The following is a 25,905-nucleotide window of genomic DNA, read 5'->3' as shown; positions in this document are numbered from 1 at the left end:
CAGAATAATTCGTTGACCCGTCCTGCAGGGAGAGTACCCGATGACCTACTCCAGTATATCCGTAGAAACCCGTGATGCCGTCGGCCTGATTACGTTGAACCGGCCGGATGCGCTCAATGCGCTGAACAGTGCATTGATTGACGAGCTCAATGAGGCGCTGGATGCATTTGAGGCAGACGGCGCCATCGGAGCCATTGTGATCACCGGCTCCGAAAAGGCGTTTGCCGCCGGCGCGGATATCAAGGAGATGCAGTCGCAGTCCTACATGGACGTCTATCTGGGTGATTTCATCGGCAAGTGGGAAAAAGTGTCCAGGTGCCGCAAACCGGTCATCGCCGCAGTGGCGGGCTATGCGCTGGGCGGTGGGTGTGAAATGGCAATGATGTGCGATTTCATCCTGGCCGCGGATACGGCAAAGTTCGGCCAGCCCGAAATCAATCTCGGCGCCATGCCCGGCGCTGGCGGCACCCAGCGCCTGACCCGGTTTGTCGGCAAGTCCAAGGCCATGGAAATGTGCCTCACCGGACGCATGATGGATGCCGAGGAAGCCGAGCGTTCAGGCCTGGTCTCGCGGATTGTGCCCGCTGCTGATCTGATCGACGAAGCCGTCAGGACGGCGGCGGTTATCGCGGCCAAGTCCATGCCCATCGCAATGATGACCAAGGAAACCGTGAACCGCGCATATGAAACGACCCTTGCCGAGGGCGTGCGCTTCGAACGCCGCGTGTTTCACTCCATGTTTGCCACCGATGACCAGAAGGAAGGCATGGCGGCCTTTGCGGACAAGAGAAAGCCGAAATTCTCGAATTCGTAAATGATGTGCAGGCGCGGTGCCGGCATACGAGAGGTGTTTGTTGACGCCGCATCAGACTTACTATAAGAAACCGCTCATCTCAGCACACCCGTTGTTCTGTTGACCGTGGCTTGTACCTGTATTTGGGCGCGGCGGTCAGGTGACCGGAACGGGCAGCTTTCGGTTTCAAGATGCTGTCAGCACGGCGGCATAGTCAGGAATAGACAACACATGGCCAATACTCGTTCGGCAAAGAAAGCCGTCCGGCACATCGCCCGGCGCACAGAAATCAACATGAACCGCCGCTCCAGGGTCCGTTCATTCCTCCGCACGGTGGAAGAGGCGATCGCCAAGGGCGATCAGGGGGCCGCAGCAGACGCTCTCAAGGCCGCGCAGCCTGAAATCATGCGCGGTGCTCAAAAGGGCATCATGCACAAGAATACGGCGTCGCGGAAAGTTTCCCGGCTGGCCAAGCGCGTCAAGGCAATATCTGCCTGAACCTTACGTCACCAGATTGTTCAATGACTTCAAGGAGGTCTGCGCAAGCGGCCTCCTTTTTCGATTCGAGTATCGTTTTTTGACACCGTGCAAGTTTGTACTCTTTTTGTTCCTACATTGCAGTTGACACTTTTTTCCATTTAAAAACAATAGCATACAGTGCGCAAATTATTCTGGACGAGGAAATGCAAGTTTTTCGGCCCGAATTTGCGGGCCCGTAAATAATTTTTTTACCATTTCATGACGTGCCCGAAAATCCGGGATTCGTTTAAAAATGCCTATCAGAGTCAACTGTTTGGAGCGGTTCTGCCTGATTACGCTGGGTCGCCTGCAACCTCTGAAAAAGCCCGGCTTGCTGCACTTTTTCTGAGCAGGCCTTGCATGGCCTGCGGGCCGGATTGTAATGTCTTGTCACTGGCCGCATCTCATGTGGCAGTCAATAAGAAGTAAAAACAGTGGTGTAAACGGGTTGCCCTGTGGCGGGGGCTGGGCCGTCCGGGATAATCTCGGTAGTTAGTGGGTTGAGTAACAGGGGTGGTCGGCTCTTATGGGTTGGCCATGGGCGGTGGAATTCGTCTTGTAGAATAGGATGTTGTGGTGACCATGTCTGGTCCCCAAACCCTTTCTGCTGCCTGTTTCCCAGAGTTTTTGATTTTGGGTTGATGCTTGGTGGGTCAACATTATGGACGCAGGAGAATAAAGTGGTGGCGGCTAGAGGTCGGGAACGCAAACCGGTTGAAGATCATTCGCTTGGGGGCGAAGGTCTGTATCAGGGTCAGATGGATGAAGGGGCTCATTCAGGACCAACTCGCACGACACTTGGAGGTGTCTGGACCCGGGTTGCGGCCCGGTTGCGCGCCGAGCTTGGCGAAGACCTCTATACAAGCTGGTTCGCCCGCATGGAGCCGGAAAGCCTGGCTGACGGCACCCTTAACGTGTCGGTGCCGACACGGTTTTTGCGCAGCTGGATCAAATCCCACTATGTCGACCAGCTGACGGCATGCTGTGCCGCTGAGTACAAGGGTGTAAACGTGGTCGAACTGCAGGTACGCACCCGCGGCCTGCCCACGGCGGCTCAGGCCGTCGCGCCTGTCGCAAGTCTTGACGGGTTGTCTGAAGAAGCTGCAGAACCGGTCGCGAAGACGCTGCGCGCAGGCTCCAGGCAGGGCAATGATCGTGGTTCGCAACTGGATCACAACCTGACGTTCGAAACCTATGTGCAAGGCCAGTCGAATGCATTGGCTCACGCTGCCGCCATGCGCGTGGCGGAAGCCCGTCCCGGCGCACCGGTAAGCTTCAACCCGCTGTTCATTCACTCGGCTGCCGGGCTGGGTAAAACCCACCTGATCAATTCCATTGCATGGCGTATTCGCGACCTTAATCCGGACCGCAAGGTTCTCTACATCACCGCGGAACGCTTCATGTACCATTTCATGGCTGCCCTGAAAGTCCGCGATACACTGTCGTTCAAGGACTATTTCCAGTCCATCGACGTGTTGCTGATCGACGATCTGCAATTCCTGCAGGGCAAGGCGATGCAGCAGGAGTTCTGCCATACCTTCAATTCCCTGGTCGATGCAAAACGCCAGGTGGTTATTGCCGCAGACGTACCGCCTCCACAGCTGGAGAGCATTGACCAGCGCATGCGCTCGCGCCTTGCCGGTGGCCTTGTCGTAGACATCGAGGCCCCGGATATCGGCCTCAGGCGGTCAATCCTGCAGTCAAAACTTGCCGCGGCCCAGCGCAAGGATCCAAGCCTCATCGTGGCCGAGGACGTGCTGGAATTCGTCGCCAACCGCATCACCGGTGCCGGGCGTGAACTGGAAGGTGCATTGAACCGCATCATCGCCAGCCAGCACCTGACCAGGCAGCCCATGACGGTGGACATGGCCGCCTTTGCGCTTCGCGATCTGTCGCATACATCCGAGCTCATCCGGGTTCGCGTGGACGACATTCTGCGAATTGTCGGCCGGCATTTCAATGTGACGCGCGCCGACCTGCTCAGCCCGCGCCGCGCCCGCGCCGTGGTGCGCCCGCGCCAGATCGGCATGTATCTGGCCAAGAAACTGACCTCTCGCTCGCTGCCTGAAATCGGCCGCAGGTTCGGCAATCGCGACCATAGTACCGTGTTGCATGCTGTCCGTAAGGTGGAGGAGCTCATGCAGGCTGATGAAAAGCTGGCGCGCGAGGTCACGCTGTTGTCGAGATTGATCGAGCAGGGTTGATTTTTCAGCGATTTTGACGTGGTTTTCCACACTTCGGGGTCCGTCCGGGGCTTCGGGGCGGGAGTTTGCCTTGCGTACCTGAGCGCAACAGCTTAAGTCTCGTTGGGCTGTGCGTATGGTGTAGATCGTACAGCTTGTTTGACAGTTTTCGAGGACGCTCAGGCCATGCGGGTTACCATTGAACGCGGTACGTTTTTGAAGTCGCTGAACCACGTTCAGTCGGTTGTGGAACGTCGCAACACAATACCAATTCTGTCCAACGTGCTGTTGCAGGCTGCCGACGGCGGATTGAAGCTGAACGCAACCGACCTGGACATTGAAATAGTGGAACAGACCGGCGCGGATGTCGCACAGGCAGGCTCCACAACGGTACCGGCCCACATGTTGTATGACATTGTGCGCAAGCTGCCGGACGGGGCACAGCTGCAGCTCGAACAAGGTCCTGATGAGGGCCGTCTCGCCATCATCGCCGGGCGCTCCAGGTTTTCCCTGCAGGCCCTGCCGCCGCAGGATTTTCCTGACCTTGCCAGCGGCGAGGCGACACACTCCTTCACCATGGCGTCGGCTGATCTCAAGCTGATGATCGAGAAGACGCGCTTTGCCATATCCACCGAGGAAACCCGGTACTATCTGAACGGTATTTACCTGCACACGCTGGACACCGGCACCATGCGCGCCGTTGCAACCGACGGTCACCGGCTGGCCCGGGTTGAACTGCCGGCGCCAGAGGGGTCTTCCGGCATGCCCGGTGTCATTGTGCCGCGCAAGACGGTGCTGGAGCTTGCCAAGCTGATCGAGGATGAGGAAGGCGAGGTCGCCATCTCTCTGTCGGCCTCGAAAATCCGTTTCGACCTGAACGGCCTGGTGCTGACGTCCAAACTGATTGACGGAACCTTCCCCGACTATGAGCGGGTCATTCCAACCGGCAATGACAAGGCTCTGGAAGTTGATACCCGGGTGTTCGCCCAGGCTGTTGATCGTGTCTCGACGATTTCCAGCGAGAAGGGCCGCGCGGTCAAACTCAACATTGCACCGGACCGGCTGACCCTGACGGTGAACAATCCCGATTCCGGTTCGGCGGAAGAAGAGATTGCGGCAGATTATGCGGCAGATCCGATTGATGTCGGTTTCAACTCGCGCTACCTGCTCGATATTGCAGGCCAGTTCAAGGGTGATACGGCGACCTTCATGTTGTCGGACTCAGGCTCGCCAACCATCCTGCGCGATGCTGCTGACGACCGGGTGTTGTACGTATTGATGCCGATGCGTGTTTAGGATCCCGGTTAAGATGCGGTATGATGCCTGGCCGCGCATGTGGTGCGCGGGCTGTGCATGTTCAACGCTGTCATGGTCCTGACCCTGAGGCCCGGAGACGCCGCTTTGCCGCTCAAGCCATCCCTGACCATTGTCAGTCTGACCTTATCGTCGTTTCGCAATTATGACAGCGCGCGCATTGAACCGTCTGCCGGGCTGATCGCCCTGTGCGGTCACAACGGGGCCGGCAAGACCAACCTGCTTGAGGCTATTTCATTGCTGACACCGGGTCGTGGCCTGCGCGGGGCCGCGTTCGACGATCTTGTCAGGTCGGGCCGCGACACGGGCTGGGCTGTGTCGGCTGTGCTGGACAGCCCGGTCGGTGAAGTAAGACTGGGAACGGCATGGCAGCCGGGCTCCGGAGAAAACGGCGAACCTGCATCGGGCAATTCCCGTGAGGTGCGTATTGACGGCCAGGTCCAGCGCAGCGCCGGAGCGCTGGCGGAATATGTACGTGCCTTGTGGCTGACACCTGCAATGGACCGCCTGTTTGCCGGGCCTGCTTCTGATCGCCGCCGGTTCCTGGACCGGCTCACGGCGACTTTCGATCCGTCACACGGGACCCGGGTTAACGCGCTTGAACGCTTGCTGCGCGAACGCAATCGGCTCAACAGCGAGGAATTTCAGCAGGCCCGCTGGCTCGACAGTGTCGAGGCACAACTGGCCCAGACGGCAGTGGCGGTCGCCGCGGCCCGCAATGATGCCATAGCGGCGGTGCGCAGCTTCATCACCGATACCAGGCAGCGCGGGTCCGAGCGCCCGTTTCCCTGGGCGGAGGTGATTGTGGACGGTGAACTGGAGCAACAACTAATTGACCGTCCAGCCGTGCAAATTGAGGACGAATATCGTACACTTTTGGCTGATTCGCGTGGTCTTGACCGGGCGGCCGGAAGAACCTTGCGCGGACCGCATCGCGCCGACCTGCTGGTCAGCCACGGTCCGCGGCAAATGGAAGCCCGGCTGTGCTCGACAGGAGAACAGAAAGCGCTGCTGATCGGGTTGGTTCTGGCGCAGGCGCGGGCGGTTCGTGAGACGTTTAACGGTGTCGCGCCACTGTTGCTGCTGGATGAGGTTGCAGCGCATCTGGATGATGTTCGCCGGGCTGCATTGATGGAAGAGTTGCTGGAGCTGGGGAGCCAGGCCTGGATGACGGGAACCGACAGGCAATTGTTTGAAGCAGCGTCGAGCTGTACAGAGATTTATGAGGTCAGCGACGGACATATCTCGCGAGAGCGACATGGGTTCAAATGAACCCGTAAAGTTGCTCTAATACTTTGAAAGCGATCAGGTTTATGATTTTGGTTGAGTCAACCAAAAATCATCCTGATCTAAGCCGACCGGAACAGGAAACCGCATGAACGATACACCACAGGACAAGCAGCCGGAGGAATACGGTGCCGACAGCATCAAGGTTCTGAAAGGGCTCGATGCGGTGCGCAAGCGTCCCGGCATGTATATCGGCGATACCGATGACGGTTCCGGTCTGCATCACATGATCTACGAGGTGGTGGACAACGCAATCGATGAGTCGCTGGCAGGCCATTGCGACCGCGTTGAAGTGCGCCTGAATGCCGATGGATCGTGCTCGGTATCCGACAATGGACGCGGCATTCCAACGGCCATTCACGCCGAAGAGGGCATATCGGCTGCCGAAGTCATCATGACCCAGCTTCATGCCGGCGGAAAGTTTGATCAGAATTCCTACAAGGTCTCCGGCGGCCTGCATGGTGTGGGTGTTTCAGTGGTCAATGCCCTGTCGACCAAGCTGACACTGGACATCTGGCGTGACGGCAAGCACTGGCAGATGACCTTCACCGACGGTGTTTCCGATGGTCCCCTGGCGGCGGTTGGCGATCAGGGAGACAAAAAGGGCACCGAGATCACCTTCCTGCCAAGCCCTGCAACATTCACCATGACCGAGTTTGACTTCAACACGGTGGAGCACCGGCTGCGCGAACTGGCATTCCTGAACTCCGGCGTGTTCATTAATGTGGCCGACAACCGGCCTGCAGAGCCCAAATCCGTAGACCTGCATTACGAAGGTGGTATTTCGGCATTCGTGCAGTATCTCGACCGGGCCAAGCAGGCCATGTTGCCGGAACCGATCTCCATTGAGATCGAGAAGGACGGCGTGACCGTCGAGTGCGCCTTGTGGTGGAACGACAGCTACCACGAGAATGTGCTGTGTTTCACCAATAACATCCCCCAGCGCGACGGCGGCACGCACCTGGCCGGTTTCCGCGGTGCGCTGACCCGCATCATCAACAATTATGCCAACGAATCCGGCATCGCCAAGAAGGAGAAAGTGTCTCTGACCGGCGATGACGCGCGCGAAGGCCTGACCTGCGTCCTGTCGGTCAAGGTGCCGGATCCGAAGTTTTCCTCGCAGACCAAGGACAAGCTGGTGTCGTCCGAAGTGAGGCCCATCGTGGAAAGCTCGGTGGGTGAGGGCCTGTCCACCTGGTTTGAGGAACACCCTGCCGAAGCCCGCGCCATTGTATCCAAGGTGGCCGAGGCGGCAGCGGCACGTGAGGCGGCACGCAAGGCGCGCGAACTGACCCGGCGCAAGGGTGCGCTCGATGTTGCATCACTGCCGGGCAAGCTTGCCGACTGTCAGGAACGTGATCCGGCCAAGTCGGAACTGTTCATCGTCGAGGGCGACTCTGCCGGCGGATCCGCCAAGCAGGCGCGCAACCGGGAAAACCAGGCGGTATTGCCCCTGCGCGGCAAGATTCTCAACGTGGAGCGCGCCCGCTTTGACAAGATGCTGGGCAGCCAGGAGATCGGCACGCTGATTACCGCACTTGGAACAGGCATCGGGCGCGATGATTTCAACATAGACAAGCTGCGCTATCACAAGATCATCATCATGACCGATGCTGATGTGGACGGCGCGCACATTCGCACCCTGCTGCTGACCTTCTTCTACCGGCAGATGCCGGAGGTGATCGAGCGCGGCCACCTGTTCATCGCCCAGCCGCCTTTGTACAAGGTCAAGCGCGGCTCGTCCGAGCAATACCTCAAGGACGATGCCGCTCTGGAAGAGTTTCTTGTCGACCAGGGAATGGAAGATACCGTGCTGATTACTGCGGACGGTGTCGAACACGGCAGTCAGGATTTGCGCAGCATCATCGACAGTGCCCTGCAGGTGCGGTCTGCCCTTGAGAGCCTGCATACGCGCTATTCGCGCAACGTGGTTGAGCAGGCTGCAATTGCAGGGGCATTCAACCCTGAAGTGATCGGCAGTCAGCAGGCAGCCAACGAGGCAGCCGCCTATATCGCGCGCCGGCTCAACACGATTTCCGAAGAGACCGAGCGCGGCTGGGAAGGCGAGGCTGATACAGACGGTGGCCTGACCTTCACCCGTGAATTGCGTGGTGTGCGGGAAGCCCATTCGCTTGATGCCCGCATGATCGGGTCGGCCGAGGCAATTCGCCTGGACCGGCTGGCCGCGCATTTGCAGGAAGTTTATGCCAAGCCGGCAAAACTGCGCCGCAAGGAAACCGAGATCGCGATCTATTCACCCATGGATCTGATCGATGCCGTGTTTGCCCAGGGCCGCAAGGGTATCTCCATGCAGCGCTATAAGGGACTTGGCGAAATGAACCCGGAACAACTGTGGGAAACGACGCTCGACAAGAACGTCCGTTCCCTGCTTCGGGTCAAGGTGTCGGAGCTGGATGAAGCAGACGACCTGTTCACCAAGCTGATGGGTGACGTGGTGGAACCACGCCGTGATTTCATTCGCGAAAATGCCCTGAATGTCGCGAATCTGGACGTATAATCCCGATACTGCATATGTCCGTCTGCCATTGTGCTGACATGATTGAGTCGCAACCCGGATACATAAGGTCAACTGCGCCGCGTCGCCGGGCAGTGTTAACAGCTGGTTAACGCGGAAACGCTAGTGTCCTTTCGGCTTGGAGCGGGATGATCGAAAACCGGCGGTTTATGCCCGGATTTCGCAATTGGCCGTCGCCCGTAAACATCTTGGGGACTTGTTTGGCGTGTTTGGACTAGGCAGAAAAAAGCAGAAGCGACGTGGGCCCCGCCGGCGGGAACCTGTGTTTGCCGGCCCCGGTCCCCGCAGAAAATCGGATGTACGGCCAAACACCAGCGGCCGCAGCCGGAAGACTCCGCGCAAGCGCTCTGTGGTTTTCAAGCTCGCGGCCTGGAGCATGATGGTCGGTCTGTGGGCGATGGTTGCCGTGTTTGCCACCACCGGCTACCTGTTTTTCAACCTGAACAAGCAGGGCCTGTTCAATATTCCCGAACGTGAACCCGGCATCATGCTGCTGGCGTCAGATGGTTCGGTGCTGGCCGAGCGCGGCGCCTTTTTCGGAGACGCTGTGCGCATAGATGAACTGCCGCCCTATGTGCCGCAGGCCATTATCGCAATTGAAGACCGGCGCTTCCGTTCGCATTTCGGCATTGACCCGTTTGGTATTGCACGCGCGCTGTGGGTCAACTATCGCGCCGGAAGTACGATTCAGGGCGGTTCGACGCTGACCCAGCAATTGGCCAAGAACCTGTTTCTGAAGCCTGAGCGCACGCTTGAGAGAAAAGTGCAGGAAGCCATTCTGGCAGTCTGGCTTGAAAGCAAATTCTCCAAGGACGAGATTTTGCAGCTGTACATGAACCGGGTCTACTACGGCGCCGGTGCCACCGGTATCGACAAGGCGGCGCAGAAGTTTTTTGGAAAATCGGCCCGAGACGTGAACCTGTCGGAAGCAGCCGTGCTTGCAGCCGTGTTGAAAGCGCCCAGCCGCTACAACCCGATTGCCAGTACCAAACGGGCCAACGCCCGTGCCCGCGAAGTGCTGTCGGACATGGTGCGTGCCGGGTTCATTACCAAGGCGGAAGCAGATGCAACACGTGGCGTAAGCGCCCGGGCGCCCGGATCAACTTACATTCCGGCCAAGCGCTATGTGGTGGATTGGGTGAGCGAGACGCTGCCGGAACTCATCGGCGAATTGCGCGACAGCGTGGTCGTGGAAACCACCATTGATCCCGTGCTCCAGAAGTCTGCTGAAAGGGCACTGCGCTCCGAGCTTTCAAGAAACGGCCGCAAGTCTCGTGCGTCTGAAGCATCCATGGTTGTTCTGGACACCACCGGCGCGGTTCGGGCCATGGTTGGCGGACGCTCCTATATCAAGAGCCAGTTCAATCGGGCCGTAAAGGCGCAGCGCCAGCCGGGCTCCGCCTTCAAACCGTTTGTGTATCTCACTGCCATTGATGCCGGCATGACGCCCAGGACCCGCAAGATTGATGAGCCTGTGACATTCGGCAACTGGTCACCGGACAATTACAAGCGCCAGTACCAGGGCCCGGTTTCCCTGACCAGGGCGCTGTCATCGTCGATCAATACCGTGGCGGCAAAGCTTGCAGTCGAAGTCGGTCCCGACAATGTGGCGGCAACGGCGCGCCGGCTCGGCATCTCCTATCCTCTGGTTGCCAACGCCTCCATCGCCCTGGGCACTTCGGAAGTCTCATTGCTGCAACTGACGTCCGCCTACGTGCCGTTCGCCAATGGGGGCAGCGGAGTCATACCGCATACGATTAACCGCATTACCACGCGTGACGGCAAGGTGTTGTATGAACGTTCAGGCGGCGGTCCGGGATCAGTCATTTCCTTTGAGTCGCTTGGCGCCATGAACCACATGATGCGTTCCGTGGTGGAGGAAGGGACCGGGAAGGCGGCCCGGATTCCGGGTCACGAAACCGGTGGCAAGACCGGCACGACGCAGGATTATCGCGATGCCTGGTTCATCGGTTACACCTCGCACCTGATTGCCGGTGTGTGGGTCGGCAATGATGACAATTCGTCCACCAAACGGGTGACGGGCGGCTCCATGCCGGCGCGCATTTTTGCCAATGTAATGAACCCGGCCCACCTGCAGCTCGATGCGGTGCCGCTGCCCGGCTTTTATGAACCTGATGGTCCCGCGATTGCCTATGCCGACGAGGACACATTGTACAATCGCGGCGGGTTTGTGGACAGTCTGCGCAGTATTTTCCTGTCCCCTGATCCGGAGCCTGAGCCGGCGCCGGAACAAACGCGTTCACAACGGCGCCAGGTTGAAAAATCCAGGAATCAGCGCCGATTGGAACAGTTGCTGCAAACCAGGTGACCGGTGCAATCCAGCGACCAATGCCATCTGGTCATATCGGCAGTTTGTGCAGGGTGTGCCCCTCACGCTTCAGCCAGTTTCGGGCAAAATCCGTGTGCGGGCAGTGCCGGTAAACCAGTTCCCAGAATTCAGGACCGTGGTTCATTTGCTCAATGTGGGCGACCTCGTGGGCACACACATAATCCAGCACATTTGGCGGCGCCATGATCAGGCGCCACGAGTAAGACAATGTTCCGCTACTTGAACACGATCCCCAGCGGGAAGTGGTGTCACGTACGCTGAGCCGTGCGAAGTCAACCTGCATGGCGTCGGCATACCCGCGTGATGCCTTCTGCAGGTCGCTGCGGGCCTCGCGTTTCAGAAAGTCGGTAATCCGGCGCCGCATGTGTTCCGCATCACCGCGGACCATGAGCCGTGGCGATGGCAGGTCGCGGATATGAACCGGCACGCCGCGCCCGCTTGCGGTTTCAATCACATGCTCGGTGTCGCGAATGGTAATACTGCGCCCGACCAGAATCTCGGCCTGTTGTATCTGCTCCTCGGAAGCGAGCCGTTGCCATATCCAGGCAGCCTGACTGCGGGCAAATTCATGGGCCGCCTGCGCGCCGGTTCCCGGCGGCACGGTCAGCACAATGCCTTGTCCGTCCTTTTCCATTCGCATGATAATGCGCCTGGCCTGTGCATTCCCGCGATAGCGCACCGGCACTTCACGACCGTCGATCAGCAGGCTGTCCGGACCGTCCGGCTGGCCGGGATCGGAAGTGAGCAGGCGTTTCAGGGGTGAAAGTGGCATGTCAGGATAATAACTGATTCGCTCCTGTCGCGTGGCCAGCGAATGTATGCACGCTGCAAGATCCGATCTGATCAGATCGGCGCGCTGCCGGGTATCAGCCTTTGTGATTGTGCTTGTGCATGAACGCTACGATACGCGGCACGATGTGAGCCCGGAACCGGGATCCATTGAACACGCCGTAATGGCCGACCTTTTCCTGCAGGTGATGATCGCGCATTTTCTTCGGCAGGCCGGTGCACAGCTCGTGTGCTGCTTCCGATTGCCCGATACCGGAGATATCGTCTTTTTCCCCCTCAATCGTCATCAGGGCGGTTTCGGTAATCGAGGCAGGCTCTATGAGGGTATCGCGATAGGTAAACTCGCCCTTGGGCAGCGCCTGCTTTACAAACACCCTGTCCACCGTCTGCAGATAGAACTCAGCCGTCAGGTCCATCACGGACAAATACTCGTCATAGAACTCTTCCTGCTTTTCAGCCGAATCCTCATCGCCTTCAACAAGATGTCGGAACAGCTCGCGATGGGCGTCGACATGGCGGTCCATATTCATGGTCATGAAACCCGACAACTGCAGGAAGCCGGGATAGACCCGGCGCATGAATCCGGCATTTGGAAACGGCACTCTTACGATGACATGCCGTTTGAACCAGTCCGTGCCGCGCTCGGTTGCCAGCTTGTTGACCTCGGTTGGATTGCGGCGGGTATCGATCGGACCGCCCATCAGCATCATCGATGCCGGCAGCAGCTTTTCCTTGCGCTGGTGCATGAGGGATATCGCTGCCAGCACCGGGACGGTGGGTTGGCACACCGCCATGACATGCACATTTTCACCGAGGTGCTGGATGATATCGATGACATAGTCGATGTAATCATCCAGGTCGAAACTGCCTTGCGAGGCAGGAACATCGCGTGCATCGGTCCAGTCGGTAATGTACACGTCGCCGTGCGGCAGCATGGACTCGACAGTGCCGCGCAGCAGGGTCGCGTAGTGTCCGGACATCGGCGCAACAATCAGTATTTTCTGATGTTGCTTGGCGTCGGACGGGGCAGTTTCAAACTGACGATCAAAGCGCAGCAGCCGGCAGAACGGTTTTTCCCACACACAGTTTTCCTGCACCGCGCAGCTTTTGCCCTCGACTTCCGTCGATGTAATGGCGAATTCCGGCTTGCCATAGCGCCTTGTCAGACGCTCGAACATGCCAAGCGATGCCGCATATGAACGGCCAAGTTCCGTGTCGGCGACCGGATTGGTCGAATTGGTCCAGAAATGGTGGCCGTATTTTGCGGCCATTCGCAGCGGGGCAATCGCGGCGTGGTTCATTTCATACATCATGTAAAGCATCGAGGGATCACCATGCGCCTGTGCAGGCCTGAACTATATTGCTGCGCTGCAACATAGCACTATAATGTATCCGAGAGCAAACGCTCAGCCGCGCTGTACACCGAAAGTATACCGGATCAAATTTTGAGACTTTTCAACCGCTTGTAATGTCTACAAGGGCTTTCTTTATGTCACCTGCAGAGGTGCCGAACGGGAAGTGGCGAACAAACTTGCCATCCGGGCCCATCAGGTAGGTGATACTGGAATGGTCCATCAGATAGCTGTCCTTGTCGGCGTTCTCGCCGCCGGCCTTGGTATAGTAAACCCGGTATGCGGCAGCCATTTTCCGGATGTCTTCGTTTGAACCGGTCAGACCAATGGTACCCGGCCAGAAGTGGGCCACATACTGCTTCATGATTTCCGGCGTGTCCCGGGCGGGATCAATTGTCACAAACGCCAGATTGAATTTGTCCTGGGCCCCGTCGATCTCGCTTAAGGCGGCAGAGATGACCTGCAATTCAGCCGGGCAGATATCAGGGCAGAACGTGAATCCGAAATAATACAGCGTGTGCTTGCCGAGAAAGTCCTTGTCGCTGACCCGCTTGCCGTCCTGGTTGGTCGCTTCAAACGGCCCGCCGACCAGCGCGGTTCCGGAACTGACCACACCGGTCTTCGATGTGTCCGGTGCGAACAAGAGGGCGCTTGCGCCAATGCCCGTGGCCAGAAGCAGGCAGGAAATGGCAAGGATGGCGGTCGATTTTTTCATGGTGGCATTCATACCCGTGCAGGCCGGCATGGCAAAGCGGCAACAGGTCACAATGTTGTGGGTGTGCCACGGCTGTTCAAGCCCGGGAGCGGTTTCGATCATGGCATTTGCGCGCCCCGCGTTTTGCTTTCGCTGCCGTTTCCGGCAATTCTGATGCCCGTTTCTTCAGAAAATACTCTAATCTGACCGGCAGTCCCTGCCGGGACGGCAGCAAACTTGAACGGAAAGCAACGAAAAACCATGTCCAGTACGGTCTCTGATGTCCTGGCCGGCGCAATCGGCCCCACCTCGCGTGTCGTCGGCACTTTCTTTACCCATGAGGGCTTGCGGCTGCGCACCTCGATCCGCCTGCGCTGGCTTGCGGTTGCCGGACAGACATTTGCAGTATTGTGGGTGTATCTGGGCATGGGTTTTGCCTTGCCGGTCTGGCTTTGCATCATCTTCATCGCCGTGTCGGCATGGGTAAACATCTCCTTGTCACTCAGCTGGGCTGTGACGGCGCGTCTGCACGAACGCTACTCGTCGCTATTGCTGGCCTATGACATTTTCCAACTGGCCGCATTGCTGTACCTGACAGGCGGACTGTCCAATCCGTTTGCGTTCCTGTTCATTGTGCCGGTTACGGTTTCCGCGGCTACCTTGCCGCTGCCGCGCACTGTCCTGCTGGCCGGACTGGCCGTCGCGGTTACGACTTTCCTCGCGGTTTTTCACCTGCCGCTGCCATGGCATCCCGACCAGCCGTTTGCGCTGCCCAGCCTGTACAAGACCGGCCTGTGGGCCGCGCTGGTCTGCGGCATCATTTTTTCAACCCTGTATGTAAACCGGGTCGCCAGCGAAGCCCGTGACATGGCCAACGCGCTGGCGGCCACCGAGGTTGCCCTCGCCCATGAGCAGCAATTGTCGGCACTGGATGGACTGGCGGCTGCCGCTGCCCATGAACTGGGCACGCCGCTGGCCACCATTGTCCTTGTTGCCAAGGAACTCAAACGCGAACTCAAGCTGGATGGCCATCATGGCGAGGATCTTGACCTGCTCGTGTCGCAGTCCGAACGCTGCCGTGAAATCCTGTCGCGGCTGTCACAACGTGACAACCAGTCCGACGCCATGATGCAGACCGTGCGCATGACCGCACTTGCGGAAGAGATCGCCGAACCGCTCAACTCGCCTGACGTCGCCGTTCTGTTTGACGTGCAGCCCAAGTCGGACCGGAACGGCAACCCGCTGACCGAGCCGGTCCTGATGCGCAACACAGCCATAAAATACGCCCTGGTGAACTTGATGGAGAACGCTGTTGATTTCGCAAAGACCAGGGTGACGGTTCGCATTTCCTGGTCGCTCGAGCAGATCAGCCTGACCATCTCGGACGACGGAACAGGGTTTTCCCAGGCGGTCATGGATCGCCTCGGTGATCCTTATGTTACGACCCGCAGCCGGTTTGGCGAGGATGAACGGATCAGGCGGGAAGGCCATGGCGGCATGGGACTTGGTTTCTTTATCGCCAAAACACTGCTGGAACGCTCCGGAGCCCAGGTCAATCTGGCAAACCGGGCCCTGCCTGAAACCGGAGCGGTGGTTCGCATTGTGTGGCCGCGCGAGATCGTGGAGATGGAGCAAACCGGGCAGGCTGACTTGTGATTTTTACCACGCTGGGCCAAATTGCTGTAAGAACCACATCGCAATAGGCACAATATTGCTGTGAGGGTTGCTCACAGTATCAGGGAATTGAATTGATGAGTGAAAACGAAATCGACGGACCGAAGACACTTTTGCTGGTGGATGATGATCGTCCGTTTCTGCAGCGGCTTGGCCGGGCAATGGAATCACGCGGCTTTGACGTGCGCATGGCACAGTCTGTCGCGGAAGCCATGGGTGAAGTGAAACGCGATCCCCCTGCCTACGCAGTTGTCGACTTGCGGCTTGAAGACGGCAACGGCCTTGATGTGGTTGAAGCCCTTCATACTGTCCGCCCTGAGGCTCGTGCCGTGGTTCTCACAGGCTACGGCAATATTGCAACCGCGGTGTCTGCGGTGAAAATCGGCGCTGCCGACTACCTGTCCAAGCCAGCCGATGCCGATGCGGTATATGGTGCACTGATGGCCCAGGCGGATGCACGTGCTGCCCTACCGGAAAACCCGATGTCGGCCGACCGGGTGCGTTGGGAGCATATCCAGCGGGTTTATGAATTGTGTAACCGCAATGTTTCCGAGACCGCGCGGCGCCTGAACATGCATCGCCGGACCCTGCAGCGTATTCTCGCAAAGCGCGCCCCGCGCTAGACCTGCCGGTCAGGCAAGCCCGGACATTGTCTAAAGTCCGTTGGCGTTGGGATCTATTGTTGACTGCAGCCGCATGGATGCCGAGCGCGCCAGCAACAGCGTAACTGCCTTGCGCCGGGCGCCGGAAAGTCTGGCTTCGGACGCTTCGCGAACGATTTCCGCGCCCCATGCGTCCGCGATCATCAGCCCGGCTGCTTCGTCGACCAGCCCCCGGTCCATGTCCGGCGGAATGGCGAAGTAGAACCGGTCGCAATACGCCATGTAGTCATGCCATTTATGGTCGGAGAGATAGTCCGCCGGCGAGGATTTTATTTCGACAATCCAGATTTCCCCCTTCGCGTTGACGGCGATCAGGTCGGCACGGCGACCATTAGCCAGGGACACCTCGGAAATGCTGGCAAATCCCGCGCTGAGCAGCATCCTGCCGGTGCCACGCTGCACAGCCGCCGCTGTGGCAGACTGGCGGCCATCCGGGTTGACAACAGGATCGGATATGTCCGGTGCTTCGCTCAGTTCAGCCTCGCTGATATGCGTCTAAAGCCTATATCGCGCGCGCTTCCCAGCGGAAAAACCGCGCTGCGATGATCGCCGCGCCAATGCCCCACAACGCCATGACGCCCATGTGCGGCAGGATTGTGTAGACGACGCCGTCTGCATCCGGCAGGGCAAACCCGTTGCCCTCATAGGCGTAGTCAAAGGCGCGCTGGAAGGCGATGGAAAAATGCCGCAGTGGAAACAGGTTGCCGATCAGCGGTACCCATTCGGATGTCTCGGTGCTTGGACGCACGAATATGTCCGATACAAAAGCCAGCGGCATGATTGCCGCGCTGCTGGCCGCCTGAACCGTTTCGCTGGACCGGAACAATGCGGTGACCATCATGCCGAGCGATGCAAAGCACAACGCACCGGTTACCGCCACAACTGCCGCCGCCGGTGCCCGTTCCCAGATGATTTCCACACCGAAGGCCAGCGCCCCGGTTGCAATCACCAGTAGCAGGGACATGAAAGCGATCACCGAAACTGCCATGATCCGGGCACAGATATATACCCACGGCGGCATCGGCGTACCACGTACACGTTTCAGAATACCGAGGTCGCGCGCCGTTGCCGTCGATACCGCCAGATAGGTGAAACAGGCCATCACAACACCGAAGACCGCCAGGGCCGGCGTATAAAACTGTGCCGTATTAAGCCCCAGGCCCTGGATTTTCTCATTGCCGAACAACTGTGTCAGGACAATCAGCAACACCAGGGGCATGGCGACCACGAAGAACACCGCGGCCGGGCGTCTGGTAAACAGGCGCAATTGATGTATCGCTTCCTGGACCAGCATCATGGCGTGTCACCTTGCGGCTGGGCCTGGCGCTGTGACACCAGTTGCAGGTAAATATCTTCCAGACTCTGCCTGGTGACCGAAATCGAACTGAGATCGTATCCGCTGGTCTGGGCCCAGGACATCAGAGTGCTTAGCGCAGGTGTGGGATCTTCCACCACGAGTTCGGCATGGCCGTTGTACACTGCGGTATCAGGGGCCAGCTTGGCCGGGAAGCCGGCCGGCAGTTTGTTGTCTGCATCAAACCGGATCGTGGCGTGCGTGCAGTGCTGCCTCTGCAGATCAAGTGGCCGGCCTTCTGCCGCGATCTGTCCATCGACCATGATCGCCATGTGGCTGGCCAGGGCCTGCACCTCGTCCATGTAGTGTGACGACAGCACGATCGTGCATCCGTTAGAGTTGAGGCGTTGGATCAGTGCCCAGATCTTGCGCCGTGCTTCCGGGTCGAGGCCGGTTGTCGGTTCATCCAGGAACACCAGTTCCGGGTCGCCGACTATACCCAGCGCAATTTCCAGCCGCCGCTTCTGGCCACCCGAAAGATTGCCGACCCGGTTGCCCTGCAGATGCGCCAGGTTGACATCAACAAGCACCGCGCCGATGTCGCGCGGATCCTTGTACAGCCGGGCAAAAGCGGTGACGGTTTCCTTGATGGTGAGTTCAGGTTCCAGCGCTGTTGTCTGCAGCACCAGCCCGGTTCTGCGCTTCAGTTCTGCGCCTTCCGTTTCCGGGTTCAGACCAAGAACGGAGACACTGCCGCTGTCGGCCTTTCGGTAGCCTTCCAGAATTTCAATGGTTGTGGTCTTGCCTGCTCCATTCGGGCCGAGCAGCGCAAATGTCTCGCCTTTCTGAACTTCGAATGACAGTTCATTCACAGCCTGGCGGCCGTCATAGGACTTGCAGAGCTGACTGACGGAAATGGCCGACATGGCGCTGGCGATACCCTTGCTGGATCACGATGTTTGCACGGCGCGTCTGGCCGCCGCAATATCGAATAGACAGGTAAACGGTTTGCCGTGAAAAGAAAACCCGAACCTGATCGAACCGGCCCGAAAAGACTTTAGTCTGGGGATAATCTGCAAGCGGCAATTCGTCGTAGAGATTTGGGGGTTCTATTCTTGCGTGCATGGCGTTAATAAGCTCCAGCCGTTCTCTATAACCGGATTGTTCAGGGGTGGGCGTGATCCGGGAATTCATTTATTGCTTAAACAGCACAGGTACAGAGTTCTCCTATGCCAGCTTCAAATCGTCGAATTGTTATTGTCGGTGCCGGGCCGGGTGGCCTGGCGACAGCCATGATCCTCAAGCGCAAGGGCTATGAGGTTACCCTGATTGAACGTCAGGCGAGCGTCGGTGGGCGCACCGGGGCCATCAAGGAGGACGGATATACATTTGATATCGGTCCGACCTTCTTCCTGTATCCGCGCATATTGTCGGAAATCTTCACCTACTGCGGGTATGACCTGTGGCGCGAAATACCCATCAAGCGGGTTGATCCCATGTACCGGGTGGTTCATGAGGCAGGCGGCCATCTCGACGTGGTGTCCGGTGAGGAGGCCATGAAGGCCGAGATTGCGAAACTGTCGCCGTCTGACGCGGCCAATCTGGATCGCTATATGCGAGACAATCGCAAGAAACTGGATGTGTTCCGCGGCGTGCTGGAAAACCCGTTCCTGAGTTTTTCCGACTTCATGCGCCCGAATGTTGTAAAGGCGCTGTCCAAACTGAATCCGCACATGTCGCTCGAAAAGGATCTTGAGCGCTATTTCAAGGACCCTCGGGTACGCAGGGCGTTCTCATTCCAGGCGAAGTACCTGGGCATGTCACCTTTCAAATGTCCGTCCCTGTTCACAATCCTTGCTTTCCTCGAGCATGAGTACGGCATCTGGCACCCTGTCGGCGGCTGCAACGCCGTCATGCAGCGCATGGCGGATATTGCGGTGGAAATGGGTGTGGAACTGCGCCTGGAAGAAGAAGTCACCAGTATCGGCTTTGACGGCAAAAAGGCAATTTCCGTGACCACCAACAAAGAGACAATCGAACTGGATGGTCTGGTGGTCAATGCGGATTTCGCTCACGTCATGCCGAAACTTGTACCCAATGACATGCGCAAGAAATGGAATGACCGCAAGATCGAGACGCAGGAGTTCTCCTGTTCAACCTTCATGCTTTATCTCGGTATTGAAGGCCGGCTGGATCATGTGCCGCATCACACCATTGTCCTGGCGGAGGATTTCGAAGGCAACATTGACGAGATCCAGGTGAAAAAGGTGATACCCAAGGACCCGTCGTTCTACGTGCAGAATGCATCCATTACCGACGACACGCTGGCGCCTGAAGGACATTCAACCGTCTATGTGCTGGTACCGGTGCCGCATCGCACCGACAATATCGACTGGCAGAAGGAAGCAGCCGAATTCCGCGAAAAGACCCTCGACCGGCTCGAACTGGCCGGTTACCCGGATATTCGCGATCGCATCCGCTATGAAAAAGTGGTGACGCCGGATGACTGGGAGGCGGATATGCACATCTACAAGGGTGCCACCTTCAATCTCAGCCACAATCTGACGCAGATGCTGTGTTTCAGGCCGCATAATCGCTATGAGGATCTCGAACGGGTGTATCTGGTCGGTGGCGGCACTCATCCCGGATCAGGCCTGCCGGTGATCTTTGAATCGGCACGGATTTCCAGTGACCTGCTGGCGCAGGATATTGCGGTGTGAGTCGGTTTCCTGCGACCATCCGCCTTGCCAAAAGCAACCGGTCCCGGCGCCTGGACGGATGACATCATGGCGTCGTGATCCTATAAAGCAGGTATGACCAGCCGAAACCAGAAGGCAGCAGACGAGGTGATCCAGCGGCACTCGCCGCGTGTCACCCGTTTTTTCAATGTCTATATCCGGCGCATGCTGGCGAAGAAGTTCAACGGTTTCCGCATCCTCAATGAAACGCCGGCACCGGTCGCAGCCGATCGATCGGTGATTTATTTCTCAAATCATCCGGGCTGGTACGATCCGCTGGTCCTGGTGCTGATGGCGGAAAGCTTCCTGCCTGAACATCTGGCATTCGGGCCGATGGATGCCGATGCGCTGAAGAAGTACAATTTCATGAAGAAGATCGGCATCTTTGGTGTCGAAAAGGATTCAGCGCGTGGTGCAGCCCGTTTCCTGCAGGTCTCCCGCGGCATGTTGGCGACACCCGGCAAGGCCTTGTTGATTACGCCCCAGGGTGAGTTTACCGATCCACGCTCACGCCCGGTCGAGTTCAAGCCCGGTCTTGCACGATTGGCGGCGGATTGCGGTGTGATTGTACAGCCGCTTGCCATGGAGTTTGTCTTCTGGGACGAACCGCGCCCGGAGATACTGGTGAATTTCGGTAATCAGATAGACACCAGCGCTGAAACGCTGGCCCCGGATGCCTGGAAGGCCCGGCTCGAACAGGAGCTTGGCGATGCGCAGGACGAACTTTCGCGCGCGGTCATGGCGCGCGACCCCGAACCCTTCGTTACATTCATTGACGGCAAGCGCGGGGTAAACCCCATCTACGATCGCTGGCGTTATCTGAAGGCATTGGTGCGCGGCGAGAAATTTTCCGCCGCCCACACGGATGTCAGGAAAGATTGAGGCTTTATGCTGGAACTCATTGTGCAGGTTGTCTTCGTGCTGGCGTTGATCCCGGCGGTCCTGGGCAGCATAAATCTGTTGCTGTACCGGCCGATCAAAAAACAGGCCGAAGCGGATTTGCCGAAACTCTCTGTTCTGATCCCGGCTCGTAATGAAGAAGCCCGCATAACACCGGTGCTGCAATCGGTGCTTGCCTGCACCGGTGTGGAGTTCGAGGTCATTGTTGCAGATGACAGTTCCACCGACCGCACGGCACAGATCGTGAAGGACATGGCCAAGTCCGACCCGCGCCTGAAGCTGGCTACGACGCGTGCCTTGCCGGAAGGCTGGCTCGGCAAGAACAATGCCTGTCATTTCCTGTCGACCGAAGCCGGCAATCCCTACGCCGTGTTTCTCGATGCCGACGTGACCCTCGAGCCCGATGCGTTGTTTCGGATCGCATCGGAGTTCACTCGCAGGCCGCAACTCAAGCTTCTGTCCGGGTTCCCGCGCCAGATCACCGGCAGCTTCTGGGAAAAGACGCTTATTCCCCTGATCCATACCGTATTGCTCGGCTATCTGCCGTTTCCCGGTGTGAAGTTTACCAATTCCGCGATGTTCGCGACCGCGTGCGGCCAGCTCATTGCGGTGCAGATGGATGCCTATCGTGACGTGGGTGGTCACGAACGTATTCGCGACTGCATTCATGACGGGGTCATGTTGCCCCGGCATTTTCGCGCCGGCGGCCATCGCACAGACCTGATGGATATCACCGATATCTCCGCCACCCGCATGTACGAAACCGGCCCGGAGGTTTTCTCGGGCCTGATGAAGAACGCCCATGAAGGCATGGCCACACCCGTTGGTCTGCCGGTGTGGACCACGTTGCTTCTCGGCGGTCATGTCCTGCCGCCCGTCATGGCTGTCATTGCCTGGCTGGCGGGTGCAACCGGCGACACGATGCGGCTGGCAATCATTGCCGCAGCCCTGCCGTGGGTGATGCGATTCCTGATGACGGGCATATTTCGCCAGTCCTGGTTCGGTGCCGTCATCCATCCGTTTGGCGTCGCGGTACTTGTAGGGCTGCAGTGGGTCGCGTTCTTCCGCTGGCGATCCGGCAAGAAAGTAAGCTGGCGGGGCCGCGAGATCGGCTGATCGCTTTCAAAGTGACAGAGCAACTTCATGGGTTCACTTGAACCCATCTTGCTCTAGACCCTCATTCGCCGGTTTCCCTCTTACGGTGGATCACCGTCTTCAGGGTCGTAACAATCTGCGCGCACACAGTTGACCACGCAAACGTTGCAATGGTGTGGGACCGGGCCGTTTTTGACATCTTGTCCAGTGATCCGGGCGCTTCTGCGTAGAGATTGATGATGTCGGCAAATCCCTTTGCATCAAGTGCTTCTGCACAATGGCCATTGACGCTGTCCGTGATCACATCCTCGATACCCTCAATCCGTGAGGCGATGGACGGCATGCCGCACAATCCGGCTTCCAGCATGACCACGCCAAAGCCCTCCATGTCACCGTCGACCGGAATATTGGGCATGACGAAAAGATCACCGCCTGAATACAGGCTAGCCAGCTTTTCTTCCGCCACCAGCCCGAGCGAATGGATTCGGGCGCCCAGCCCGGTATCCGTGATGGCCTGCCCGATGGCATCGCTCTCCGGTCCCTTGCCGCCCATCACCAGGTGAACGTTGGAATTCAACAGCGGCATCACATTGCGAACGAACCATTCGTTTCCCTTGCGCTTCACCTGGCGACCGACGGAACACAGCAGCAGGTCGTCGGGCCCGAATTTCGCGGCAAGTCCGGGAAACGCATCCGCCAGTACTTTGCGACGGTCCTGCCGATTGGTGGAGAGGCCCGGGAAGCTGTCGCCAAACCTGTCCGGCTCAATGCCGTTGGGTGTCACGAACAGCCGGTCGGCAGGCAGACCGCGCTGGACGCACTGCTGTCCTGTTGCCCGGCTTACCGGCAACATGGCGTCAAGCCGGGCAAAAACCTTTGCGACAAGCCATTGATATGCGCCGGAATCTGCAATCACGTCATGCCCGTGCGAGATGGCGGCAAGCGGTACGCGGGCGTTTCGTGACGTGCCCGCCAGTATCGAGGCAAGAACAGCGGACGGCATTGCCGAGAACAGCACCGCATCGACTTCGCCACGCTTCATCATCGAACGAGCGGTCGTGAAGGCGCGAAACAGGAACGGCACAAATCCGAAATAGTCATTTTCACGTTCAGATCGCAGTATGACGGTTTCGACATCCACCTCCGGGTGTGCCTCGAGCTGTTTCAACAGATCGATTCCGACACGCTGCATGCCGCCGATCTTGCTCATCGGGGCATCTTTTAGAGGAAAGCAATGTGAAATGAACAACAGACGCAATTGGGGTATCCGAGGCTATTTGCGAACAGGTTGGAAATGCGAGGCTTGATAGAAACAGATCTGTACTCTCGCGTTAACAGGTTCGTGCTATAGGCTTTCGGGCGCCGGTGCAACAGGCTGGGGCATGGTTGAAAATGCAGATGCCGGCTAAGCGGTTTGCGTGTGACTGCGACAATGCAGTCAGCTACGGTGTCTGCCGGGGAGGACGTGTATGTCAGTGAAGTCGACGCAGGTGGTAATCATTGGGTCAGGGCCGGCGGGCCTTATGCTCGCCCAGTTTCTGCATCTCAGTGGCATTGACTGCATCATCCTGGATCGCCAGACGCGATCCCACATAGAAGGCCGCATCAGGGCTGGCGTTCTTGAACATGGGACCGTCGAAGCCCTGCGCGAAGCCGGTGTTGCAGACCGCCTCGACCGGGAAGGCATGGTGCATGACGGCTTTGAGCTGGCCTTCGGGGGCGACCGGCACCGGATCTGTCTCAAGGACCTGACCGGCAAGAGCGTAACGGTTTACGGGCAGACCGAGGTAACCCGTGATCTCATCGAGGCCCGGTTGGCGGCTGGTGGCGAGATCGTGTTCGAGGCAGCCAATGTAACACCTGAAGATGTCACCTCTGCGCGCCCGAAGGTGCGTTACAGTCATGATGGTCATGACCATGAAATCAGTTGCGACTTCATTGCCGGATGTGACGGGTTTCATGGTGTGTCGCGGCAGACAATCCCGGAAGATGTGCGCAAGGAATTCAAACGGATTTACCCGTTTGGATGGCTGGGTGTGCTGTCTGATGTGCCGCCCGTGGCCGACGAATTGATTTACGCCAGTGGCGACCGCGGCTTTGCGTTGTGCTCCATGCGCTCCGGCAGCCGCAGCCGGTACTACATCCAGTGTTCCATGGACGAGGAAGTAGAAGACTGGTCAGATGAGGCCTTCTGGGATGAACTTGCGCTGCGTATCGGACCTGACACGGCCGCCAACCTGGTCCGGGGCCGGTCCATTGAAAAATCAATCGCCCCGTTACGCTCCTACGTTTGTGAACCGATGCGCTACGGCAATCTGCTGCTTGCAGGCGATGCCGCCCACATCGTGCCGCCGACCGGCGCCAAGGGCCTGAACCTGGCCATTGCGGATGTGCGCCTGCTGCATCGCGCGCTTGAGGCCCGGTATCGGAAGAACAGTTCAGATGCACTCGATGCCTATTCCGCATCGGCCCTGGCGCGCGTCTGGAAAGCCGAACGTTTCTCCTGGTACCTGTCGATGATGATGCACCGGTTTCCCGAGCATTCAGCGTTTGAGCAGCGCATGCAGCGGGCGGAATTCGACTATGTCAGAAGTTCCGAGGCGGCATCCCGCGCCATCGCTGAAAACTATGTCGGCCTGCCGCTGGATTGAGCACTCAGGGCCCGACGCGCCAGAACAGGTCAAAACCGGGGTCGAACACGGTGACATTGCCGGCGCCGGTCTCGACAAGTTCAGGATAGCGGACGGGTTCGGATTGCCTGGTCAGCCTCATTTCTTCGGAGTTGACCGGCAGCCTGTAGAAGGCCGGACCATTGCGTGAGGCAAAGCCCTCCAGCCGGGCCAGTGCGCCATCTTCCTCGAATACATGCGCCAGGCAGCTCATGGTGTTTGGCGCGGTGAAAATGCCGGCACAGCCGCACGGCAGCAGTTTTGCAGCATCCGTGTGCGGCGCTGAATCAGTACCAAGGAAAAACCGTTCATCACCGGCACACGCCGCAGCGCGCAAGGCGAGGCGATGTTTCTCGCGCTTGGCCACCGGCAGGCAGTAATAGTGCGGCCGGATGCCGCCGGCCAGAATGTGGTTGCGGTTGATGATCAGGTGGTGGGTGGTAATGGTCGCGGCCAGGTTGCCGCTTGTGTCGGTCTGAACATAGGCCACGGCGTCTGCGGTGGTTACATGTTCCATGACGACCCGCAGACCCGGAACCCGCTTGCGCAGCGGGTCGAGCACACGGTCTATGAATACCGCCTCCCGGTCGAAAATGTCGATGTCCGCATCGGTCACCTCGCCATGCACGCACAACGGCAGGCCGATCTCGGCCATGCGCTCAAGCACGCCTTGTACATTATCGAAATTGCTGACGCCCGATTGTGAATTTGTGGTGGCGCCTGCGGGGTAGAGCTTGACCGCCTTGACCAGTCCCGAAGCATGCGCCTGGGCCACGTCATCCGCCTCGGTCGCCTCGGTGAGATACAGCGTCATCAGCGGTTCAAAAGTCATCGAGGCCGGTAAGGCAGCCAGGATCCGGTCCCTGTAAGCTGCTGCATCAGCACCGGTTACCACTGGCGGCACCAGGTTGGGCATGATGATGGCCCGGGCGAAGTGCTCTGCCGTGTGGGCCACGACGCCCTTAAGCATGTCTCCGTCACGCAGGTGCAGGTGCCAGTCATCGGGGCGAGGAATGGTGAGGGTGTCGGTCATGGCATGCTGTTTCCGGTTATTGG

21 protein-coding genes are annotated in these 25,905 nt (G+C 58.5%); 13 read left to right on the top strand and 8 right to left on the bottom strand.

The features are described from left to right. Window positions 1-40: 40 nt before the first annotated feature. From DHN55_RS04555 to DHN55_RS04525, 7 genes are all read left to right on the top strand, one after another. Window positions 41-814 carry an enoyl-CoA hydratase gene (locus DHN55_RS04555; RefSeq protein ID WP_108880179.1) on the top strand — a complete coding sequence of 258 codons (774 nt, stop codon included), beginning with the start codon at window positions 41-43 and terminating at the stop codon, window positions 812-814. A 210-nt stretch (window positions 815-1,024) separates the two neighbouring features. After that, window positions 1,025-1,291, top strand: coding sequence for a 30S ribosomal protein S20 (gene rpsT, locus DHN55_RS04550; protein WP_108880178.1), 267 nt, complete (start codon window positions 1,025-1,027; stop codon window positions 1,289-1,291). A 779-nt stretch (window positions 1,292-2,070) separates the two neighbouring features. Beyond that, entirely contained in the window at window positions 2,071-3,516 is a 1,446-nt protein-coding gene (gene dnaA, locus DHN55_RS04545; RefSeq protein ID WP_108880177.1) for a chromosomal replication initiator protein DnaA, read from the top strand. A gap of 165 nt (window positions 3,517-3,681) precedes the next feature. Then, on the top strand, window positions 3,682-4,791 hold the full coding sequence (gene dnaN, locus DHN55_RS04540; RefSeq protein ID WP_108880176.1) for a DNA polymerase III subunit beta: 1,110 nt from the start codon (window positions 3,682-3,684) through the stop codon (window positions 4,789-4,791). Between the two features lie 57 nt (window positions 4,792-4,848). Beyond that, complete coding sequence (gene recF / locus DHN55_RS04535) at window positions 4,849-6,081, top strand: DNA replication/repair protein RecF (RefSeq protein WP_337659918.1); 1,233 nt, start codon at window positions 4,849-4,851, stop codon at window positions 6,079-6,081. A 103-nt stretch (window positions 6,082-6,184) separates the two neighbouring features. Beyond that, the gene (gyrB, locus tag DHN55_RS04530; RefSeq protein ID WP_108880175.1) at window positions 6,185-8,614 is read left to right on the top strand and encodes a DNA topoisomerase (ATP-hydrolyzing) subunit B; all 2,430 of its coding nucleotides are present in this window, start codon (window positions 6,185-6,187) and stop codon (window positions 8,612-8,614) included. Between the two features lie 367 nt (window positions 8,615-8,981). After that, window positions 8,982-10,961, top strand: coding sequence for a transglycosylase domain-containing protein (locus DHN55_RS04525; protein WP_337659917.1), 1,980 nt, complete (start codon window positions 8,982-8,984; stop codon window positions 10,959-10,961). Between the two features lie 31 nt (window positions 10,962-10,992). On the opposite strand, the gene DHN55_RS04520 is transcribed toward DHN55_RS04525, so the two are convergent. From DHN55_RS04520 to DHN55_RS04510, 3 genes are all read right to left on the bottom strand, one after another. Further along, window positions 10,993-11,754: a YgjP-like metallopeptidase domain-containing protein gene (locus DHN55_RS04520; RefSeq protein ID WP_108880173.1), complete on the bottom strand. Its 762-nt coding sequence runs from the start codon at window positions 11,752-11,754 to the stop codon at window positions 10,993-10,995. 94 nt (window positions 11,755-11,848) lie between these two features. After that, window positions 11,849-13,093 carry a polyhydroxyalkanoate depolymerase gene (locus DHN55_RS04515; protein ID WP_108880172.1) on the bottom strand — a complete coding sequence of 415 codons (1,245 nt, stop codon included), beginning with the start codon at window positions 13,091-13,093 and terminating at the stop codon, window positions 11,849-11,851. 133 nt (window positions 13,094-13,226) lie between these two features. Then, a complete protein-coding gene (locus tag DHN55_RS04510) occupies window positions 13,227-13,940 on the bottom strand; it encodes an SCO family protein (protein WP_108880171.1) in 714 nt (237 codons plus the stop codon). Window positions 13,941-14,078: 138 nt separating this feature from the next. Here DHN55_RS04510 and DHN55_RS04505 point away from each other — a divergent pair, with 138 nt between their 5' ends. Continuing rightward, on the top strand, window positions 14,079-15,473 hold the full coding sequence (locus DHN55_RS04505) for an ActS/PrrB/RegB family redox-sensitive histidine kinase (RefSeq protein ID WP_108880170.1): 1,395 nt from the start codon (window positions 14,079-14,081) through the stop codon (window positions 15,471-15,473). A gap of 95 nt (window positions 15,474-15,568) precedes the next feature. Then, a complete protein-coding gene (locus DHN55_RS04500) occupies window positions 15,569-16,114 on the top strand; it encodes an ActR/PrrA/RegA family redox response regulator transcription factor (RefSeq protein ID WP_108880169.1) in 546 nt (181 codons plus the stop codon). Window positions 16,115-16,144: 30 nt separating this feature from the next. On the opposite strand, the gene DHN55_RS04495 is transcribed toward DHN55_RS04500, so the two are convergent. The 3 genes from DHN55_RS04495 to DHN55_RS04485 are packed head-to-tail and all read right to left on the bottom strand — an operon-like array spanning window position 16,145 to window position 18,373. Then, the gene (locus DHN55_RS04495; RefSeq protein ID WP_337660239.1) at window positions 16,145-16,609 is read right to left on the bottom strand and encodes an MmcB family DNA repair protein; all 465 of its coding nucleotides are present in this window, start codon (window positions 16,607-16,609) and stop codon (window positions 16,145-16,147) included. A gap of 46 nt (window positions 16,610-16,655) precedes the next feature. After that, window positions 16,656-17,450 (bottom strand): ABC transporter permease, encoded by a 795-nt coding sequence (locus DHN55_RS04490; protein ID WP_108880167.1) that lies wholly within the window; start codon window positions 17,448-17,450, stop codon window positions 16,656-16,658. Continuing rightward, window positions 17,447-18,373 (bottom strand): ATP-binding cassette domain-containing protein, encoded by a 927-nt coding sequence (locus tag DHN55_RS04485; protein ID WP_108880166.1) that lies wholly within the window; start codon window positions 18,371-18,373, stop codon window positions 17,447-17,449. The genes DHN55_RS04490 and DHN55_RS04485 overlap by 4 nt, the downstream gene beginning before the upstream one ends. Window positions 18,374-18,676: 303 nt before the next feature. On the opposite strand from DHN55_RS04485, the gene crtI reads away from it, so the two are divergent. The 3 genes from crtI (at window position 18,677) to DHN55_RS04470 (ending at window position 22,201) form a co-directional block, all read left to right on the top strand. Further along, on the top strand, window positions 18,677-20,167 hold the full coding sequence (gene crtI, locus DHN55_RS04480; RefSeq protein WP_108880165.1) for a phytoene desaturase family protein: 1,491 nt from the start codon (window positions 18,677-18,679) through the stop codon (window positions 20,165-20,167). Between the two features lie 93 nt (window positions 20,168-20,260). Continuing rightward, the gene (locus DHN55_RS04475) at window positions 20,261-21,067 is read left to right on the top strand and encodes a 1-acyl-sn-glycerol-3-phosphate acyltransferase (RefSeq protein WP_108880164.1); all 807 of its coding nucleotides are present in this window, start codon (window positions 20,261-20,263) and stop codon (window positions 21,065-21,067) included. A gap of 6 nt (window positions 21,068-21,073) precedes the next feature. After that, window positions 21,074-22,201 (top strand): glycosyltransferase, encoded by a 1,128-nt coding sequence (locus DHN55_RS04470; protein WP_108880163.1) that lies wholly within the window; start codon window positions 21,074-21,076, stop codon window positions 22,199-22,201. Window positions 22,202-22,262: 61 nt separating this feature from the next. On the opposite strand, the gene DHN55_RS04465 is transcribed toward DHN55_RS04470, so the two are convergent. Further along, window positions 22,263-23,390 carry a glycosyltransferase gene (locus DHN55_RS04465; RefSeq protein WP_108880162.1) on the bottom strand — a complete coding sequence of 376 codons (1,128 nt, stop codon included), beginning with the start codon at window positions 23,388-23,390 and terminating at the stop codon, window positions 22,263-22,265. A 259-nt stretch (window positions 23,391-23,649) separates the two neighbouring features. On the opposite strand from DHN55_RS04465, the gene pobA reads away from it, so the two are divergent. Then, window positions 23,650-24,831, top strand: a complete 1,182-nt coding sequence (gene pobA / locus DHN55_RS04460; protein WP_108880161.1) for a 4-hydroxybenzoate 3-monooxygenase — start codon at window positions 23,650-23,652, stop codon at window positions 24,829-24,831. A gap of 4 nt (window positions 24,832-24,835) precedes the next feature. Here the strand turns inward: pobA and pyrC are convergent, their stop codons facing one another. Further along, window positions 24,836-25,882: a dihydroorotase gene (pyrC, locus tag DHN55_RS04455; protein WP_108880160.1), complete on the bottom strand. Its 1,047-nt coding sequence runs from the start codon at window positions 25,880-25,882 to the stop codon at window positions 24,836-24,838. Window positions 25,883-25,905: the final 23 nt, after the last annotated feature.

The sequence above is a fragment of the Anderseniella sp. Alg231-50 genome (assembly GCF_900149695.1).
GTDB lineage: Bacteria > Pseudomonadota > Alphaproteobacteria > Rhizobiales > Aestuariivirgaceae > Anderseniella.
The sequence above is the reverse complement of the archived record's forward strand: the minus strand, read 5'-3'. Positions and strand labels throughout refer to the sequence as shown.

Bases quoted from the DNA above. Each gene is read 5' to 3' on its own strand.
- crtI (WP_108880165.1), top strand. From the start codon at position 18,677: ATGCCAGCTTCAAATCGTCGAATTGTTATTGTCGGTGCCGGGCCGGGT.
- DHN55_RS04520 (WP_108880173.1), bottom strand. From the start codon at position 11,754: ATGCCACTTTCACCCCTGAAACGCCTGCTCACTTCCGATCCCGGCCAG.
- pobA (WP_108880161.1), top strand. From the start codon at position 23,650: ATGTCAGTGAAGTCGACGCAGGTGGTAATCATTGGGTCAGGGCCGGCG.
- DHN55_RS04555 (WP_108880179.1), top strand. From the start codon at position 41: ATGACCTACTCCAGTATATCCGTAGAAACCCGTGATGCCGTCGGCCTG.
- recF (WP_337659918.1), top strand. From the start codon at position 4,849: ATGTTCAACGCTGTCATGGTCCTGACCCTGAGGCCCGGAGACGCCGCT.
- DHN55_RS04465 (WP_108880162.1), bottom strand. From the start codon at position 23,390: ATGAGCAAGATCGGCGGCATGCAGCGTGTCGGAATCGATCTGTTGAAA.
- dnaA (WP_108880177.1), top strand. From the start codon at position 2,071: ATGGATGAAGGGGCTCATTCAGGACCAACTCGCACGACACTTGGAGGT.
- DHN55_RS04515 (WP_108880172.1), bottom strand. From the start codon at position 13,093: ATGCTTTACATGATGTATGAAATGAACCACGCCGCGATTGCCCCGCTG.
- dnaN (WP_108880176.1), top strand. From the start codon at position 3,682: ATGCGGGTTACCATTGAACGCGGTACGTTTTTGAAGTCGCTGAACCAC.
- DHN55_RS04470 (WP_108880163.1), top strand. From the start codon at position 21,074: ATGCTGGAACTCATTGTGCAGGTTGTCTTCGTGCTGGCGTTGATCCCG.
- DHN55_RS04500 (WP_108880169.1), top strand. From the start codon at position 15,569: ATGAGTGAAAACGAAATCGACGGACCGAAGACACTTTTGCTGGTGGAT.
- DHN55_RS04490 (WP_108880167.1), bottom strand. From the start codon at position 17,450: ATGATGCTGGTCCAGGAAGCGATACATCAATTGCGCCTGTTTACCAGA.
- pyrC (WP_108880160.1), bottom strand. From the start codon at position 25,882: ATGACCGACACCCTCACCATTCCTCGCCCCGATGACTGGCACCTGCAC.
- DHN55_RS04510 (WP_108880171.1), bottom strand. From the start codon at position 13,940: ATGATCGAAACCGCTCCCGGGCTTGAACAGCCGTGGCACACCCACAAC.
- gyrB (WP_108880175.1), top strand. From the start codon at position 6,185: ATGAACGATACACCACAGGACAAGCAGCCGGAGGAATACGGTGCCGAC.
- DHN55_RS04475 (WP_108880164.1), top strand. From the start codon at position 20,261: ATGACCAGCCGAAACCAGAAGGCAGCAGACGAGGTGATCCAGCGGCAC.
- rpsT (WP_108880178.1), top strand. From the start codon at position 1,025: ATGGCCAATACTCGTTCGGCAAAGAAAGCCGTCCGGCACATCGCCCGG.
- DHN55_RS04505 (WP_108880170.1), top strand. From the start codon at position 14,079: ATGTCCAGTACGGTCTCTGATGTCCTGGCCGGCGCAATCGGCCCCACC.
- DHN55_RS04485 (WP_108880166.1), bottom strand. From the start codon at position 18,373: ATGTCGGCCATTTCCGTCAGTCAGCTCTGCAAGTCCTATGACGGCCGC.